This window comes from Paenibacillus sp. P4_A9 (genome assembly GCF_056402415.1).
In genome coordinates this window covers 21,085-39,725 of sequence record NZ_JBFUHL010000019.1, presented here as the reverse complement: position 1 = coordinate 39,725, position 18,641 = coordinate 21,085, and the positions used below count along the sequence as shown (strand labels likewise).

Sequence of the window (18,641 nt, the reverse complement as noted above, 5' to 3'; positions counted from 1 at the left end):
AGATTATAAAGATCAGCCTTTAACAGCCCCTGATGAAACTCCCTCCAAAATTTTATCCGCGAAAATGACGAATATGATCAGAATCGGTACGGTTGCCAAAACAGATGCGACAAGCGCTTTATCCATTGATAGCATTAAGTTAGATGTATATTTCATAACCACAAGAGGGATCGTTTTCTTCTCTTGGCTTTGCAAGAAAATAAGCGAAATGAAAAATTGGTTCCAGATTTGAACGGACATGACGATACAGATGCTGAAGATGACCGGGCTCGCGAGGGGAAACATGACACGATAAAACGTTGTCCATTCGGAAGCTCCGTCCAGCACTGCGGATTCATAAATATCTTGCGGCATCTTCTCGAAGAAGACGGTCAACAATAAAACCGGCATGGAAATTCCGGATGCCAATATCAGGATTACGGAAAGCGGAGAATTGATCAGATGCATATCTTTCATCAATATGAATATCGGAAGAATGCCTAGCTGCGCCGGAAACATCAGTCCTAACAGAAAATAAATCCTCATCGTGCCGTTAAACTTGAACCGATACCTGCCCAACGCATAGGCGACCATGGAGGAACACAGAACAATAATCAGCAAAGTCGCAATCAGGATGATCACGCTGTTATAAAAGTAGTGATGAAAATTCTCTTTCGTGAACATCTTGATATAATTGTCAATACCGAGCGAACGCGGGATTCCAAAAGTATTGGTCAACAAATCCGACTTCGTCCGCAGCGAGTTATAGATCATATACAGAAGCAGAAATGCTGTGATGCCGGAATAAAGCCATAGAATCGAGTTCGCAAGTGAATATAATACTTTCTTCTCTGAACGTCCTATCACTTGTTTCACTCCCCTCTGCTTTTATAAGTGATCATGATTTGCAGTAATGATACGATAAAGATTAGCAGAAATAGTACGCAAGCAATCGTAGTTCCAAGTCCCATCGAATTTTCACTCATATTTCCTCCAAGCGGATTGTTGGAGAACCCATATGCGATTCGGAAAAAAAATAGGGCCATAACATCAAGATAGTGATTGGTACCTCCTGAAACACCGCCTAATATATAGTTAAAATCGAAGATCGACATCGCAACGATATAAGTAATCAAAACGAGATTCAAAATCGTGACTTTGATCTGTGGAATGATGATATAAAGTAGCCTTTTCCAATAACCCGCTCCATCGATGTAACTTGCCTCTATGGATTCCTTGGATAGCATTTTCATAGCACCGAGAAACAAAATCATACCGACTCCGAAGCCTGTCCAAGATATCATTGCCCAAACGAAATAGATGCCCAATTCCGGCACGCCAAGCCATGGTTTCGTGTATTGACCCAGACCAACCAATTCTAGAACTTTATTGAAGAGTCCCACATTGCCGTCCAATATCAATAAAAACAGAAAAGCAATAACAGGTGTCGAGATGAACTGCGGAGAGAAGATCGTCACTCTAAAGAACTTAAAGCCTTTGACTTCGGAGTAGATCATATAGGCCGCAACAATTTGCGCAGGAATTAAGATCAAGACGCTTAATCCGAATAGTTTCAAACTGTTCAGAAGTGCATTCGTAAATTGGGATACCAATTCAGAGCTGGTAAACAACTGAACATAATTGGAGAAACCTACGAATTTCTTCGGGCCAATTCCATTCCAGCTAAAGAGGCTGATACTTGCTGCATTGAAAATAGGATAGATAACAAAGAGGGAGTAAAGGATAAATCCCGGTGCGAGAAAGTATAAATACGCTCTATTCCTAAACATTTTTTGCATCGTTTTCTCCTGGCGGGGTTGTATATATTTAAGTCATGTCGATGGTTTGTCGCCATCGACATGACTCTATAACCCTACTATTACTTATTAAGTTCTTTCTTGATCATATCCGATGCCTCAGCTCCCGAGATTTTACCGGAAATTACCTTCGGGAGTACATCGCTGATCAACAAATCTTGCGGCTTTGATTTTTCCGTTGAGGTGCGCGACAACACATGGTAAATCGTTTTTCCCATCTTGTTGAATGCAGAGAACTCCGCTACCGTTTGATCTTTTGGCTTCACGTCCTGGACAACCGGAATGCTCCCGATTGCATCCTCCAAAATTTGGGCGGCTTCCGCGCTGGCGAGAAACTTCACATATTCCGCTGATTCTTTCGGATGTTTGCTGGAGGCCGCAACTGCATACGTTGTAAAGTTGCTCAAGCCCTCGTGAGCCCATTTGACGCCGTTAGGATCCGGAACCGCAAAACGACCAATCGAAAGTCCGGAATCCACATATGTTTTATTGGCCCAGGTTCCATCGATAATCATGCCTGCTTTTCCATTCGTAAATGCCAAGGTAGCCGCACTGCCGTCCATGGATAAATAGTTTTTTCCGAAATACCCTTTTTTCGCAAACGATTCATACGTATCGAAGAGCGAAGTGAATTGGGTGAAATCGATGTCCTTTTTCCCTTGATCTATCTGTTCCATTAAGTTATTTGCAAAGATAGGTGCAAAAGTTTGCACGGCCCAGTAACGATCGAAATCCCCACCTCCTCCAGTTGCAATAGGAGTGACGCCATTACTAAGCAGCGTATCGCAAGCTTTTACGAAATCATCCCAAGTTTTCGGAATTTGCAAGTTATTCTTCGCAAATATGTCTTTGTTGTAATAAACCAGGGAATAATCAGTGAAAGATGGTGGAGAACTATACAGTTTCCCGTCTATGGTTGCATAGTCCACAGCCCCCTTAGGAAACCTGCTAAGATCAATGCCGTATTTGTCGAGCGGAATAATTAGACCGTTCTTGGCCAGCTCGGCCATCTTCGAAGACTTGTTTCCTTGAACGTAGAAGGTGTCCGGCAGCGACCCGGCGGCTGCCGCAACGTTAAGCGAATCTTCCGTTTCGGACCATTGATAGTCGATTTTGATATTCGGGTACTTTGCCATAAAAGCCTTATTGATTTTCTCGAAAGGTGCTTCCACGACAGCTTGATTCGGTTGACTGCCCCAGACCGTCAGAGTCACTTTTTCATCGGACGAAGGCGAAGATGCAGTTGCCGCAGTAGAAGCTGCCGGCAAATTTGAAGCGCTTGCAGAATTGTTCGACTCTTCTTGACCGCAACCAGCGATCAGCATTGCGCCTGCAATTGTTGCAACGAGTACACCATTCCTCTTATTCATCTTTGCTATCCCCTTTTTTTGTGAAATTATATATGATATCAAGAAGCACTATCGTTAATGCATATTGCTTCTTTAAACATATCAAAAATCATAGGTGCTTCAATGTTCCCGCAAGATCCGAATGGAAAGCGATTGCCTGCTCGTTAGATTCGCTTGAAGTTGTCCATTCGACAAGACGTGCTCGCTTTTGTTTTCTTCTAAATTATCTGTTATATAAGCCTTTTCAATGCGATCTCCCGGAATCGAAACGTTAACTAGCGCTGATTCGCTATGTAAGTTGTTTAACCGGATAATCATTCCGTTCCCATCTTCAGCCGGCTTAATATATTGCGTTACGATACCCTGTCCGTCCACTTGAAGAAAAACTCCTTCTGATTCTTCATGACAACGAACCAACGGAAACAATTGTACGGGGTGGGAAGCTTCTAAGCCTCTTACCGTTGCTTGCGTCGGATCGAATTGTGAGAAGGTGGACATCACGTACCTGATTTGGATTCTCCCAGGCTGGCTCGCTCTGTAATTCGTATCCCAAAAATTGCTAAGCGGCCATGCCAACAGAAGCGGATTTTTGTTACGCGGTATCGTTTTGGATTCTTTACCAAAGTTAAAGTCTCCGGCTTGGATAAGCGGCGCATCCGGACAAGCCAACGTTATGCCATGACGATCATCATATATGGAAACGGTCTGATCAACGGTGAACCAATCCTTACATGAGGCCGGAAGCTGCTCGTCATCCAACCGGACGAATGTTCCTGCGCTGTCGAACACAGTTGCCCAGTCACGGTTTAATTGTAGCGGAAAGGCGAAGTAAACAGATTCCGGTTCCCGTACGTCCAACTTGTCGATCGTGGCGCTAAGCTCAATATTGGAACTATGCGTAAACAATGTAATCCGCTGCTCTAAGCGTTCTAGTCCAGGCGCAGTCCATTCGAGTGTCACCGTAACGCCCGAAGCGYGTTTCTCTGTCTTGAATGACAGCAGCTTCTCGGCACCTAATCTGCTAGCTTTCCAATCATTATTCCAACAGCTAACGTTGTTATTGCACAGATCTAAGACGCGATCAAACAATGCTTTACGTTCCGGCTTATTCCGAAGCGCGTCCGTTTTCTCGTACACGAATTGAAAGAACGTCCATTCGCTTGCCTTGTCGATGAGTTGCCAGCCCGTCTCCTTCTCGACCAATTCATGAATTCGTCCGATTTCTCTATCGAAGGTCATCCGATAATAAGGCGTATCAATCTCATCATCCGTAACTTTGATCGCTTCTGACGTGAAGACCGATGAAATAGAAATAGGCTGCGGAATCCGAAGCTTCTTATAACTGAACGGCGGCATCTTGAAGCGTCCATAAGAAGGCGAACTCCAATCGACATCGTCATTGTTTTGATAATAATTGAACCTTGCACCCGATGAGTGCCTGCTCTCTTCAAGGAATGTCTCAGGAATTCGAAGATCGCAAGTCTGCTCGATATGAGTGGGATTCACGAGCAGTATTCCATCCGGTTTATCAGACTGCAGCGGATTGTTCGCCAATTGTTCCAATTCGTGGTTTAACAGATAAGCCGTCAGCGAATTTGCCTGATGGGCATAGCCTGCATTAAGTATCCATTGAGAATGGGTAAATAGAGAGTCCGGTTTCGTAACGGATTCGTTCGCCCCCCACGTATGTTCATCATAGATCTGAATATTTTCCCAGGCTTTTTTATACAGCTTTCTGTTCTTAGCCTTTTTTTTCGTATTGAATGCGGAGAGGAATTCCGCCGTCTTCATGCTTACTTTCGTTCTTCGATTCAATCTTGTTTCCACCGCCGAGCTGGCAGCTCCAAAATTCCAGTAATCCGTCCAATCCCCCTTAACAGTCAGGATCGTTTCGTCGGACTGTTCTCTCAGCTTGTCGAGCAACATATTCGGCGTAATCAATCTGATCTTCTGCTCGCGGCCTTCGCTATTCCACTTTTGTACCATGGCAAGCAACTCTTGATCCGGCTGCGTATTATCGTACATTGGCACGTTCGTTGCCGATAAGTAGATAAAGTCGTAAGGATAGCCTTCTCTTTCAATTCTCTCAATGTATTGGTTTAAGCCMTCTTCCATGAGAACYGTGCTTTTTTCTTCCAAACGGCAAAATTGCGTAAACAGCGAGTAATGCTCTCCGTTAAAAGTCAAAAGTTCTCTTCCGTCCGGGGCTATCCACTTATACGCTCTTGGCCGCAGCAAAGGAAGACCTCCGAAGTGAATGTTGATCCCAGTCGTATACAGTTCGATTCCTGCATCCAACAAAGCTTGCGCCATCGTCCAAGGTTGTCCAGTAATATCATGGTTAATAGCCGTTCGAATCGGAGCATCGAAACGATCACGAAGTTCTTTGGTCGCATACAACAATCGGGATAGTTGTTCCGCATTGCATAATGGGGAGGTATGCATGCTTAATGCGGTTATGCAGATTTGTCCGTTTGCGATAAAGTGTTTAAACTTCTCGATCCGATGCTCTTCCGCCGTTTCCAGCCAATTCATGACAGGAGCGGTTGCTTCGCAAGTCCAGTAGAATCGATTTTCTTCTGCTTCTAGTTCCGTCTTCTCGCAAAGCTCAATCGCTTGATCGATATAGTCGTTGTGCAGCTCCCACAACATAGGCTGAGTATGTGTGTAGCCAACATCTAGGTGACTATGGTGATAAACTAATATTTCTTTAATTTTCGACATCATTAGCCTCCATTTATTCTCTGTAGGTCTTGTTATGTGGCAATTAGAATTGTATATTAAAAGTGCTTACTTGTATTTAGCTTACTTTCCTATATTTATCCTAAAATCCGATTTCAATAAAACCCAGATTCCCAAAAATCCTTGAAATTGCAGGAGGAAACATGGATACTGCGCATATAAACTTATCATACAGTCCCTTCTTTCGTTTTTTCTCATATGTGCAACACGAAGGCTATGACGTATTGGGACCCCGGACTTGTTATGTCCCTTCCTTCTACTTGGTCACCAATGGATTGGGCCAGCTGCATTTAGGCGACAAAATTTACAACTTAATTCCCGGAGTCCAGCTCTATATTGAGGCGGGAAAATCCCATACTTGGGTATCCGACGCGAACGAGCCACTTCAATTCAATACCTTCTTTTTCGAGTGGAAATACCAGGAACAATCGTCTTTTAAAGTCAAAACCGATTTTTTCGAATCCACCTCACTCGCAAAACACGAATGGATTCGATCTCCAGTTTCCATTGCCATCATGGAGTATGTTCAAATTTCGGATTCTACCACTTGGTCGAACTATTTCAATCAACTATCGAGTCCTTTCGATATCATCGATGCCTCTTTATTTCCAAAAACGCTCAGAGCACAGGCGCGATTTCTTCTTTTGCTGGATTTGGCCATTCATTTAGCCGATCCAAACAAAAAATATATGGATCCTAGAATTAAAAAAGTCATGCAATCGATCGAGAGAAGCATTACCGAGCCGACTAACGAAGAGAACATATTAATTACGAAGATGGAAGCCGAATCAGGGCTGAGCCGAAGCCGTTTCTATTCCTTGTACGTTGAACAAACCGGCTTCAGTCCGCACGAGTATCTTCAGCACTGCCGAATGACCAAGGCAAAAGAAGATTTGCGCGATTCTACTTTATCTATCACCGAGATCGCAAAGAGGTGCGGATACTCCGGAGTACACAATTTTTCGAAGATGTTCAGGAAGCACGAAGGCATGTCCCCCACCCAATATCGGACAGATAATAAAATTTACTAAGAGATAAAAAATGCGGATGCATTGACAAGAAAGATCTCTTGCCGTGCATCCGCTTCGCGCCCCATGAATCGTTGAAGAACCGACCCTAGCGGTTTGAGGTTCTTTTTGTTGTGTGCCACGCATGACGATTAACTAGGTGGTGAAAGTCCACTGTGTGGGCTTGTAGTTGCCAACCACTAGCCAAGAGCAAGGGTGTTAACCGTGAGGTGGAATCTGAAGGAAGCTGGAGGCAAAATTTCTGAAAGACACTCTTGTTAAACACGGGTCTATAATCGATAAATCCGAAATACCATTCCAAATAACGGAAGTTAGTTAAAGGTGGTATAACCCATTGCTTATCTTTCCATTTTTCGTCAAAATTCTTTGTTTGGATTTCATTTAATACGCCTGCCTTCACTAATTTGACTATATATAGAACATATAATTATTCGTCGAATGTTAAAATGATCATTCTCAAGATATGTTTAACTTTAATACTTACTTTTCAAATGAAGAATGTATCCTTTCAAATGCACTTGTACTTTATTACGAAATATTGATGTATATTACGATATCTTGTTTGAAAGGAACAAGAAATAACCCTATCCGCAATCAAGCGAATAGGGTTGCTTCATTTACGCAGGGGCAGCCTACAAGTCACTTTCACCCCTGTTCTTTCCTCCAAATTGCTTATTTCCAAGCCATATTCATCGCCATAATGCAGCTTTATTCGTTGGTTGACATTGATGACCCCGATCCCATCGATCCCTTCTCTTTTACCATCCAGCACCCTGATTTCTCGCTGTATGATCTCCAATCGATCATCCGCAATACCACAGCCATCGTCCATTACATGAATAAGGAGATACTCCTCACGCATCACTTGTATGGTTATCTCTCCGACGTAGTTTCTATTCATGAATCCATGCAGAATCGAATTTTCCACAATGGGCTGTAAAATGAATCGAAGGATGGGCTCATTTATTAAATCTTCGTGAATATCGAATGTCAGCTTAATCTTATCCCCAAAGCGAATGTTCATTATTTTGATATAATTCGTCACATAGGCAATTTCCTCGGATACCGTACATCTGGTACCGCTATTCTTATATAAGGGACGCAAAATTTCTCCTAAATAGGTCAAGGCATTCTCTATATGGACTGCCTTGATCGGTTTAGCCATCCATTTGATACTATTCAACGTATTAAATAAGAAGTGAGGATTAATCTGGGCGCGCAAAGCCTCAATTTCATAAAATCTTTTCTTTTCTTGCTCTTCGTTGTTCTCTTGTATAAGCTGTGCAATACTTAGTGACATTTGATTAAACCGATTAATCAGCCTGCCAAATTCTGCGTTGAATCTCCCTGTGATCACGGCGCCTATGCCACCCAGCTCAACTTCTGCCATCGCTTTCTCAAGCCTTAATAACGGGTACGTAAGTTTTCTCATCCAGACTTCAGATAGGAGTATGGATAAGACCAAGGCCAGAATATATATCCAGGCTAATGTCTTGACTAATAGGATAATGTCCTTCATGTATTCATTGAGCGGCAGTTCGTTAACCAAAACCCAGCCTGAATCCTTGAGTTTGTAATAAATGATTTGATACTTATTCCCATGGATGTGAGAAACAAAGTTCCCGTAATCGGTGTTTAATTGCGAAAGTGGCGTAACACTCGATTTGCCAATCTTATTCTTATCTGAGCTGGAAATGACTTGACTAGCCTGATCCAAAATGTATAAATTTTGGTTGTCTGATCGTTTTAAATACTTATAGATCTCATTAATGGCGTTTTCGTTGATCGAGATTAACAGAATAGCTGAGTCTTTGCCAAAAGCCGATTTCAACGATTTGGCCGCTACCATTAAACTGCTACTATTGGGTCCCAAATCCAACCCAACGTCACTACTTTTGATATCACCATACCAAGACATCTTGGAGTCACTGTTTGCTTTAAGACTCATTAGATTTGTATAAATTTTAGACGTATACAACGGCGAATTTTCTTTGGAAAGAAAATAAGAGAAATTATTTCGAGTGTTGAGGCCTATAACTTCACCATTATTTCCGACCAAGTAAATGGATTCTATATAATTATTAACTTCTTTGATAAGACTCAATTGCTTTAAGACATTAACAGCAAGTCCGACATGCTCGTAGTCTTTCAAATATCCGGTATCATTTAATAAGTTAGTAATATCACTATTATTATAAATCTGAATGGAAATATTATTGACTTCGGTTTTGACCGTATTAATAATATTCTCAGCTTGCATGAATTCTCTATGTGTGGTTTCTTGGTTATTTATTTTAAAACTGTCAAGCATCCGAATGTAGATAACACTCAAGCTTATAACTAAAATGAGCGTACAAATAAGGATTGTAGATAGGACTAATTGTGTTTTCAATCTTAATTTTTTAAGGAACATCGCATAAGTATCTCCTATATGATGATTTTTATTTTATTTTTTTCTGATACTCATTCGGATTCATACCTGTTATCTTCTTAAATGCCCTGCTGAAATAGGTATTGTCATTGAATCCAACTCTTTCAGCGATTTCATAAAATTTAAGATTGGTGCTTTCAAGCAGTCCCTTTGCTTTTTCGATTCTGTACGAAATCAAATAATCAATAAAATTGACATCAAGCTCTTTTTTGAATAAGTAGCTTAAATAATTACTGCTCAGTCCAACGTGTTTCGCCGCTTGTTCGAGAGATACCTCATTTGCGAAGTTCCGCTCGATAAACTCCCTGGCCATAACAATTTCTCTGCTCAGGTTTCGCTTGCTTAGCTCAGACAGCTCCCTTATATATCCTTGGTGAGCCGAGATGATTTCATTGAAGGTCTCACTTTCCTGAATCGTAGTGGAATAAGCATCCAAGATGGCATAGAACTGTTGTCCCATTCCGTTATAGACTGCTGAAGGTATCTGCAGCCATTGCAACGCATAATTCTTTACTCTCTTCGTATATTGATCTGTTTGATAATCGATTCCACTAAATGAGTTCCTGATGTTAGCTATGTGCTCCTTACCCAGTAATTCTTCATACTGTTCAGAAAGCTTACTAATACGGTTAACTGCACTTTCATGCGCCTTTTTAAAACTATTCATATCCCGATTGTAAACATGAATGCCCCCTAATTCTGAATAAAACTTGGCATGCAGCGCTAGGGTACATTCCTCATACATTGTTTTTAGTCGACTAAAATCATCATAGTGCTCACTGACTCCAATGCTTACATGGATTTTAAGATAACGAAGAATGTTCTGTTGAATCTGCATCAAGATACCACGCAGCTGCACATTCAACCTATTCTCACTCCTAATCTCACGAGCACTAAACAACAAGATAAATCTGTGCTCGTCGTCACAAAATACCTCTACATCATCATACTCCTGCAATGTTTCATTCATAATATTTAATAGGGTGCTTTTGAGATGATGGGCATATCTTTTATGCGCCCTAGATAATTGATCGACTTCAATCATACATAGAAATAAGTTAGATTCAACAATAAAAGGGTTGATCTCTTTTAAATTTCGGACAAATTCATCTTTCGAATACAGGTTGTACAGAATCTGATTTTTTAATAAATCCTCTTTGTTGCTAACTTTATTCTCTATAGGCTTAGCCGAAACTTTCACAGACATGGCATCCAGCTCATTTTTTAACTTTAGCAACTCCGTTTCAATTTCAGCCTCTGTCATCGTCAGTTTTACAATATAACTCGATACCCCCATATTCATTGCTGCATGTACAGTTTTGAAATCTTCCATGCATGTCAGAATGATGAATTTCGTTTGGTAGTCATCGATTTTTCTTATCTCACTTATTAATTGGATGCCATCCATAATAGGCATTACGATATCTGTAATCACAATATCCGGTCGTTCTTTCTCGAACGTTTGCCATGCAGCCTGGCCATTGGATTCGTCTGCAACTACTTCCATATTAAAACGCTTCCAATCAATGAGGTTCTTTAACCCCACTCGTACAAGCATTTCATCTTCAACGATCATCACTTTGTACATGATCTTCTCTCCTCATGCTTTCTGAAGTAAATTAGATCCATCATACCATTACATGGCCGCATTTTATACAGTTCTCGCCCTCCGCTTGGTGATTATCAAAATAATTACATTTATGGAATTATACTTAAAATAACAATTAAAACAAAAAAGCCGCAATTTACGCGGCAATTACCTAACGAGCTATATTATTTGTTAGACTTGAAACGTAATCGGAAGCGGTATTTCATATCTTCCTCGAACCACATGCGAAAATTTGTTCCCCATACGTTGTTATGCAAATTAAAATGAAATCCACCTCCCAGAGGAGCGAACGTATTGTTGAATTGCAACAATCTTCTTTCACCCGGGCATACGATGGGGGCATCCAACGTCTCTATTATAAGGCTCCCATCCGATCCTTCATAATAAAGTCCTGTATTCACAGCGTGCATATTTCGGTTGCCGTTCTTAACTACGGATAACGGTGAAACACGTGTGCCCAGTTTATCCATGGTCCACATATTCGGATTGTCAACGCAAGGGATAAATGAGAACCAGYTTGCTTCCGGCAAACGGCATGCTAGTTTATCCATCCAGTTCAACTCCACATCGATGTTACAATCGTTATGATGGAATGTGTAAACGATCGCGAGCTGATGAGGTGCCCCATAATGGGTGCAAGCTTCTGGAGGCATCTCTAATTGAGCCCATACCTTGTCGCTTTCCACCCCCCTTTCCATTTGGAGGCTTCTTAAGATCGGACGGTACTGCTTATGTTCCGGAGCTGGTTCGGCATATTCAATACCGGGCTTGCCGTGATCGGGAATCGCCCAATAATAATGCTGTTTCATGTTAATTGTATATTCCTTAAAATAGCGGTCGTAGTTTTCTTTGCCGAACGTTTCGTACCGGTAGACAGCCAGCCTATTTTCATCATCTGCCCATACTTTCCCATTCGTATCCACCAGTTGATCAATGGAGCCGTCGGATGCGAAGCTAACGCGAAATTTCCCAAACGTATAGCATCGGTTCATTTCAAGATTTTCAATACTTGCGGTGTCATTCGAATGATACGAACTGACAGGGTTCAAGCTGTCTAACACTTTCTTCGCTTCGATTTGCAACTCCGAACTAAGCGCTGACACCGCCTGATCCAAATATGCGCGCTGCTCCTCCCACGAGCTTTCAAAGTGCCGATAGGAGCGCTCTTTTCTCCCCATTTGATTAAACGCATCATAAGGACCTTGAACCGCCTCATTGCTAATTACATCCTTCGATCTCGCCGCCGTAAAATCCACTGCAGAGTAATTGACGTAATCCGCCAAATAGGTTTTCTCATCCAACCCCCAAGTATGCTCTGGGATCAACATAAGGCGATTGGAAAACTTGTCGTAACTAACGCCATTGGGATCTAAAGTGCCCATATCCACCCATTTTTCTCTTAATCGGAGCAGTTCCCGGTAGCGTGCCACTTTCGAAGGATCGGAAGCCACACCATGAATCCACGAATCACCGATCTCCTCACTGACGACTGGAAGAACATGCTTACATGCCAGCAGCTTTTCGGCGAATGCGTCCAATGTTGACGCGGCAATTTCTGCACCCGGGTATTCAGCTTGCAATCGGCTGTACAGCTTCTCTATTTCTTCTATGGAAGAAGGACCTCTATTATCTCCTGTGTGAGCAAAATAGAGCACATCCTCAAGACCTTCTACTTCCAGCCGTTGACCGTAATCCGCAGCGTAATTCACAATCAATTCCGAACCATCGCTTGCACGCCATATAAACACTTGTGGCACTGACGGAGGCTTACTTGAAGGATTTACGCCCACATGCAAATAACGGATGCCATTTCTCGCCAAGATGGGCACCATAGCAATTGTATGCCCTGGTACATCTGTCATTTTTGCGGCAATCGTTTTCTTCCCAAATCGTTGATCCAACTTCCTGGAAATCGACAAGCCATATTCAAGTAGTGTTTTATCCATCAATTCCGTATGTGTAGTAAAAGGGAGACCGTGCCACGCAATATGCCCTCTATGAATGGATTGTTCCATTTGGATCCGCTGCTCTTCCGACGCGGATTGCAAATATTCCTCGATCAACCAAGATCCAACTGTCCAAATAAAGTTGGACCTTCCTTCTTCACTTGCCATACGTTCCGACAATGATAAGGCTTGCGGAATAAACATAGTCATGTACTTGTCAACCACATTAGCTGCGAGATCGGTAAACCCGATATCCAGATGCGTTTTGAAAATAACGTGTACTTTTTTAACTGTCGTCATCAATTTAACCATCCTTCATTCATTCTTTAACAGATCCGAGTACGATCCCGTGAATAAAAAATCTTTGCAAAAATGGATAGATCACCAATAATGGGAGCATCGTCACAATAAGCTTGGCAGAATTGAGCGTTTTATCCGAAGCTTTAAATAATTTTATTAACTCTTCGGTAGTTAATGTGCTAAGTAATTGCGGATCGATCCGTACCACTAACTGCTGAATATACGTCTGAAGCGGATAGTTTTCCGGCTTATTCATAAAAATTAATCCGTCAAAAAAGGAGTTCCAATGTCCGACAATACTGAAAAGTGTCACTGTTGCCAAGGCAGGAAGCGATATCGGAATAAAAACTCGTAAGAGCGTATTAATGGGTCCTGCTCCATCTACAACTGCCGCTTCTGAAATCTCTTTAGGCAAATTTCTGAAAAAATTCATGATCAAAATGACGTTAAAAATCGGTACGGCCCCGGGTAATACTAGCGCCCAAATGGAATTCAGCAAATGCAGCTCAGCTACAGTTATATAAAGAGGGATGAGCCCGCCTGAAAAAAGCATACAAAACACCAAGAACCACATATACAAGTTTCTCCCAGGAAACCTGTTCGATTCTTTTGACAATGGATACGCCATCAGAACCGTTAATACAAAGTTGATTGCACCACCGATCGCAACTCGCTTCACTGACACAAGAAAAGCTTGAAAAAATTTATGATCCTGCAAAATGATCTGATAAGAGGACAAATTGAATCCTACCGGCCATACGGACACGATTCCCGCATTCGCAGCTGCTTTATCGCTAAAGGAGAGAGCCAATGTATACCATAGTGGAAATAGTGACATACAAAATATGAGTATCAATATTAAATAATTACCAAAATCAGCACTCCGGCTAAGCCAGTTCTTAGACTGAACCATAGATATCCCCTCCCCCTAAAAGATTCGATAATTAGCAAATTTGCTCGCCAGCTTATAGGATAGTGCGATCAACAAGATAGCAACGACTGATTTCAGTAATCCGACGGAAGTCGCCAAGCCATACTGAAAATTAACGAGCCCCACCCGGTAAACGTAGGTATCGATAATGTCACCGGAGCTGTAAACTAGCGGGTTATATAAGTTAAACACTTGGTCGAAACCAGCATTTAAGATATTTCCTAAGCTTAGCGTAGATAACAAAATGATCGTTGGCATAATACCAGGAAGCGTTATATGTCTCAGTTTGCTTAATCTGCCGGCACCATCGATTTCCGCCGCTTCATACAAGGAGGGATTAATTCCCGCTAGTGCCGCCAAATATACGATAGCGCTAAAGCCAAATTCCTTCCAAACGTCACTCCCGACGATAATGTAGCGAAACCAGCTGTTATTAGCCAAAAAAAGAATAGGATCCATACCAAACTGGCTTAATATTCGGTTAAAAATCCCGTCCAAGGAAAGCATGGTGGTCAAAATCCCCGACAAAATGACCCAAGATATAAAATGCGGCAAATATACCACCGTTTGCACCCATCGCTTAAACCACCGCGTTCGCACCTCATTTAAGATCAGTGCGAAGGTAACGGGTACAATGAGCCCTGCTACTATTTTCATGGAAGCTATAATGATAGTGTTTAGAAATACAATTCGGCTGTCCGGGATCTGAATCATGAACTTGAAATTATCGAGGCCGATCCACTCCTGCTTGAATATCGGAATGCCCGGAATAAAATTTTGGAACGCAATGACGGCCCCAAACATCGGGATCAAGCTGAACAGGATGAGGAAGACCATTCCCGGCAGCAGCATTAAGTGATACGTGATGAGCCATTTGCTTGACCTCATACCCAAACCTCCAATCGATTGTGAATAGAGGAGAAGCGCCAAGCTGCAGGCTGGCGCTCCCCTGACCTTCATGTTCTAGTGGTTCATTTCTTGCGTAATTTCATTTATGATATCCTTACCGCCAAGACTGTTCCATTGTGAGACGAAAGAATCAAAGCTATCCAGCGGTGCTTCACCCATGATAATTTTTAGAAAGGTTTCATTTTCAAGCTTTAGCAAGGTCGCCCACTTCTGATCCATGGATTTCGTTTTTCCGAAAAATACATTCCGGACCATGTTGACTTTATCGGAGCCCATCAAAATAGAGCCATCAGTCCTTGCAATTGCATTGCTCCATACATTTAAGTCCTTTTTGGGGTTTTCCTTATTTTTCATTACATCGTCATACATGGATTTCAATTCCGCATTTAAAGAAGACGGATTTTTGGAATCTATAGCCTTTGTAATATCCGCAGCGTATTGGTACACCGTATCTTCAGGACCAACTTGCAGTGTAAACGGCCACAATCCCCACATAGCGCCGACTCCCTGCACTTCCTTATAGATGTCCTTCGCTCCCGGGTCAAATTGTCTAATTCCGTCGTATTCCACGTTCAGTGTCCTGACAACTGCTTCCGGATGCGCATATCCTTTGCGGACAACAAGGAAACTGCTAGTTGGATCTTGATCTGCGGTATTAAATTTACCTTTCGCATCAAATGGCGCAAGGAACGGCTTCCATTCCGCCGAAGGATCATTCTTCAAGGAGTCCGGCAGCGGCCAATAAGGGCTCCACCATGGACCAAAAACAATGCCAACCTTGTTGTTGGCCACTACTTCGTTAGGATCTTTACGCAGTGCAAATTCTTTGTCGATAATGCCCTGAGCATAAAGGTCGTGCAGCTTCCCTAACGCCGTTTTCATCTCAGGCAATGTTGAGCTGTATGTTACCTTGCCAGAAGCATCCTTGATCCATTGACCTTTATAAGCATTCATCGCTCCGAAAATGGGGTCAAAGCCGTGCGTCGCATTCCAGCCCGCAAGCGTCGGAATACCTGTAAAGCCAATCGTTCCTTTACCGCTGGCATTCTTATCAACGAATGTTTTGGCGATGTTAACCAAATCGTCGAGCGATTGAGGCGCCTTCAATCCATATTTGTCTAACCAATCTTGGCGGATCCAGGTTATGTTAAATTGCTGACCGATCTGAGTATTCGGAAGCGCCATTAGCTTTCCATTAAACGTTGCTCGTCCCAGAACGCGGTTATCATAGGATTTATATAGCCCTTTGATATAATCATTCGCATTGTCTTTATAGACATTTGTAAGATCTTCAATCAGGTTAGCCGCTACAAGCTGCTTCAATTGCGTTTCGTTCACAAGAAATGCGTCTGGTAAATCACGGCCTGCGATCGACACGCCAATCTTTTGATCATAGGCTTCCGGGGTCTCTACTTGCCAAGTTAAGTTTACCTTTACATTTAGTTTTTTCTCCACGTAACGAAAATACTCATTGTTTCCTACGGTATCGCCATTGGGAAGCTTTAAATCTTTGGTGACGTAGGCTTTAGCGAGATTGAGGGTAACAGGCTGATCATACTTGACGTATGGACCTACTGAAGCTGCACTAGGCGCGGTCGAAGCTTTGCTAGACGCTGCTGAACTAGAAGGCGCAACCTCAGTCTTCGTCTCGCTGCAAGCGCTAACAATTAACATTAACGAAGCCAAGACTAACACGGACCTTTTCTTTGACATTTCCTTTGCCCCCCTGAATTAATCTGAACTACATCTTTAGAATAGCAGTAACCCGAAATGATCCGTGAGAGAATTGGGGTGTTCTCAGGAGGAATTTCGTCTTTTCAATCAAACAGTAGAATCGTTTAAACCGTTTTCTTACTCGTTCTGACCATTTTCATACTTAGGCTTTCGCAGTGGCATGGTTAATGTGACAACGGTACCCTGTCCTTTCAAGCTTTCAATAGTAAACCTGCTATGATCACCGTAATACGTTTCCATCATTCGTTTAACATAATCGAGACCGATGCCTAATCCCGATTCCTTTAATGGATTCTTTTCTTCCATAATCACTCTTGAAATTTCTTCTGGGGTCATTCCTCGCCCATTATCCTTAACTTCAACGAGCACGGTATGCTCGTCACCCCTTCGGATGCTGACTGAGATCTTGCCATTTTCATCATGGAGTCCATGATAAATAGCATTCTCCACAATGGGCTGAAGAATAAATCGTGGAATTTCGATCCCCTGCAATCCTTCATCAATTTCGCACAAAACTTGAAAATCATAATCATAGCGAATCCTCTGTAAAGTTACATAATCTTGTAAGGCCTCAAGTTCAACCTGGAACGGTACGATTTCCCCCTTTTTCCCAAGGTTGTAATTAAGTACACGGGTGAAAACGGAAACAAGCCTGTCGATTTCGGTTTGTCCGTTCATTTTGGCCAGCCACTGAATGGTATTCAGTGTATTGTGAATGAAGTGTGGATTTATCTGGTAGAGCAGTTTTTCAACCTCCAGCTTACGCTTATTCGTTTCACGGTGTTCAACGTCAGCGATCAATTCTTGGATTCGATTTCTCATTTGAAATGATTTGCGCGTCAGCGCATCAAATTCAGCGATGTTCGTATAAGCAACGGTCGAATCGAACCGCTCATCTGCCAGCAGATCGATTTGCTTGCCCACTCTCTTTAATGGACGATACACCATTCCCCATAATACGTAAGCAAACATCAAGCTGAACAATAAACTTGTGCATACGATTAAAGCGAATTTCACAAGCCATGCATAGAACTCATTCTCATAATCCTTTTTATTGATGACCGCGAGCAGACTCCAGCCTTGTTCGTTACGCTGTCCGAAAATATAGGTATTAGCTTTGACGCTCTTAAACGTAGTACCTGTGGAGGGTTCAACTTCAAAACGCATGCCAGGCTTATAGGATTCCACTGCATCGCTGTAAACAATTATGCCTTCATCATTGATCAACACATTGGATGCGGGCATGCCATACTGCTGCTTGTTCAAAATATTTTCAAGCAATTTCAGATTCGTCTCGATATAAATGTAAGCTTGATTCGTTTCATCAAAATTGTTCGGATTATAGACAGGTCTCAGCAACGAAAAAACTTGGTTATCCCCGTATCGATAAAGGGTGCGATGCGGGCCCGAAAATACGCCACCCTTCCACTTCGCAAGTAAAGGTAGATTAGAAAAATCAGCATCAGGGCGAATCACCAAATTTTGAAACGGGATTTCGTTTTCTTTGGATAAGCGGTATAGAATGACACCGAGATCAGGGTTTGTAAAGTTTACCAGGTTCAGATTACTTTGTATGGCCTGACTAAGCTCTAATTTTTGATAACTGCTGTCCATCGATAAATAACTTAATAACTTTTGCCCCACGCTGCCTTCATTCGTAAGCTGTAACGAAGCGTAATCCATATTGTTGAGCGTGCTTTGCAGGCTAGCGCTTGTCAGCTTCAAAACATTAAACAAACCCGATTCGATTTTATTGTTGGAACTTTTTTTAAATGAAACAATGGAAACTGCACCTAATAATAATAAGGGGATCAATGTGCTTAACAATAAAATGATGATCATTCGTGATTTTAAGGTATAGGTAGG

The 18,641-nt window shown here is 42.2% G+C and carries 12 protein-coding genes; 1 reads left to right on the top strand and 11 read right to left on the bottom strand.

What is annotated here, in order from left to right; all coding sequences use genetic code 11:
• Window positions 1-12 precede the first annotated feature (12 nt).
• The 4 genes from AC1DVJ_RS14740 to AC1DVJ_RS14725 form a co-directional block, all read right to left on the bottom strand.
• Window positions 13-846 (bottom strand): carbohydrate ABC transporter permease, encoded by an 834-nt coding sequence (locus AC1DVJ_RS14740; protein WP_477591885.1) that lies wholly within the window; start codon window positions 844-846, stop codon window positions 13-15.
• A gap of 5 nt (window positions 847-851) precedes the next feature.
• Complete coding sequence (locus tag AC1DVJ_RS14735) at window positions 852-1,778, bottom strand: carbohydrate ABC transporter permease (protein WP_477591883.1); 927 nt, start codon at window positions 1,776-1,778, stop codon at window positions 852-854.
• A gap of 80 nt (window positions 1,779-1,858) precedes the next feature.
• The gene (locus AC1DVJ_RS14730; RefSeq protein WP_477591881.1) at window positions 1,859-3,166 is read right to left on the bottom strand and encodes an ABC transporter substrate-binding protein; all 1,308 of its coding nucleotides are present in this window, start codon (window positions 3,164-3,166) and stop codon (window positions 1,859-1,861) included.
• Between the two features lie 99 nt (window positions 3,167-3,265).
• Entirely contained in the window at window positions 3,266-5,869 is a 2,604-nt protein-coding gene (locus AC1DVJ_RS14725) for a glycoside hydrolase family 38 N-terminal domain-containing protein (RefSeq protein WP_477591880.1), read from the bottom strand.
• 161 nt (window positions 5,870-6,030) lie between these two features.
• On the opposite strand from AC1DVJ_RS14725, the gene AC1DVJ_RS14720 reads away from it, so the two are divergent.
• Entirely contained in the window at window positions 6,031-6,918 is an 888-nt protein-coding gene (locus tag AC1DVJ_RS14720; RefSeq protein WP_477591878.1) for a helix-turn-helix domain-containing protein, read from the top strand.
• Between the two features lie 610 nt (window positions 6,919-7,528).
• Here AC1DVJ_RS14720 and AC1DVJ_RS14715 read toward each other — a convergent pair.
• From AC1DVJ_RS14715 to AC1DVJ_RS14685, 7 genes are all read right to left on the bottom strand, one after another.
• Window positions 7,529-9,175 carry a sensor histidine kinase gene (locus tag AC1DVJ_RS14715; RefSeq protein WP_477591876.1) on the bottom strand — a complete coding sequence of 549 codons (1,647 nt, stop codon included), beginning with the start codon at window positions 9,173-9,175 and terminating at the stop codon, window positions 7,529-7,531.
• Window positions 9,176-9,356: 181 nt separating this feature from the next.
• On the bottom strand, window positions 9,357-10,934 hold the full coding sequence (locus tag AC1DVJ_RS14710; RefSeq protein WP_477591874.1) for a helix-turn-helix domain-containing protein: 1,578 nt from the start codon (window positions 10,932-10,934) through the stop codon (window positions 9,357-9,359).
• Window positions 10,935-11,119: 185 nt separating this feature from the next.
• Window positions 11,120-13,201 carry a DUF5054 domain-containing protein gene (locus AC1DVJ_RS14705; protein ID WP_477591872.1) on the bottom strand — a complete coding sequence of 694 codons (2,082 nt, stop codon included), beginning with the start codon at window positions 13,199-13,201 and terminating at the stop codon, window positions 11,120-11,122.
• A 19-nt stretch (window positions 13,202-13,220) separates the two neighbouring features.
• On the bottom strand, window positions 13,221-14,114 hold the full coding sequence (locus AC1DVJ_RS14700) for a carbohydrate ABC transporter permease (protein WP_477591870.1): 894 nt from the start codon (window positions 14,112-14,114) through the stop codon (window positions 13,221-13,223).
• A gap of 15 nt (window positions 14,115-14,129) precedes the next feature.
• Window positions 14,130-15,020 (bottom strand): ABC transporter permease, encoded by an 891-nt coding sequence (locus tag AC1DVJ_RS14695; RefSeq protein ID WP_477591868.1) that lies wholly within the window; start codon window positions 15,018-15,020, stop codon window positions 14,130-14,132.
• A gap of 75 nt (window positions 15,021-15,095) precedes the next feature.
• Window positions 15,096-16,754, bottom strand: coding sequence for a type 2 periplasmic-binding domain-containing protein (locus AC1DVJ_RS14690; RefSeq protein WP_477591866.1), 1,659 nt, complete (start codon window positions 16,752-16,754; stop codon window positions 15,096-15,098).
• Window positions 16,755-16,892: 138 nt separating this feature from the next.
• Window positions 16,893-18,617, bottom strand: a complete 1,725-nt coding sequence (locus AC1DVJ_RS14685; protein WP_477591864.1) for a cache domain-containing sensor histidine kinase — start codon at window positions 18,615-18,617, stop codon at window positions 16,893-16,895.
• Window positions 18,618-18,641: the final 24 nt, after the last annotated feature.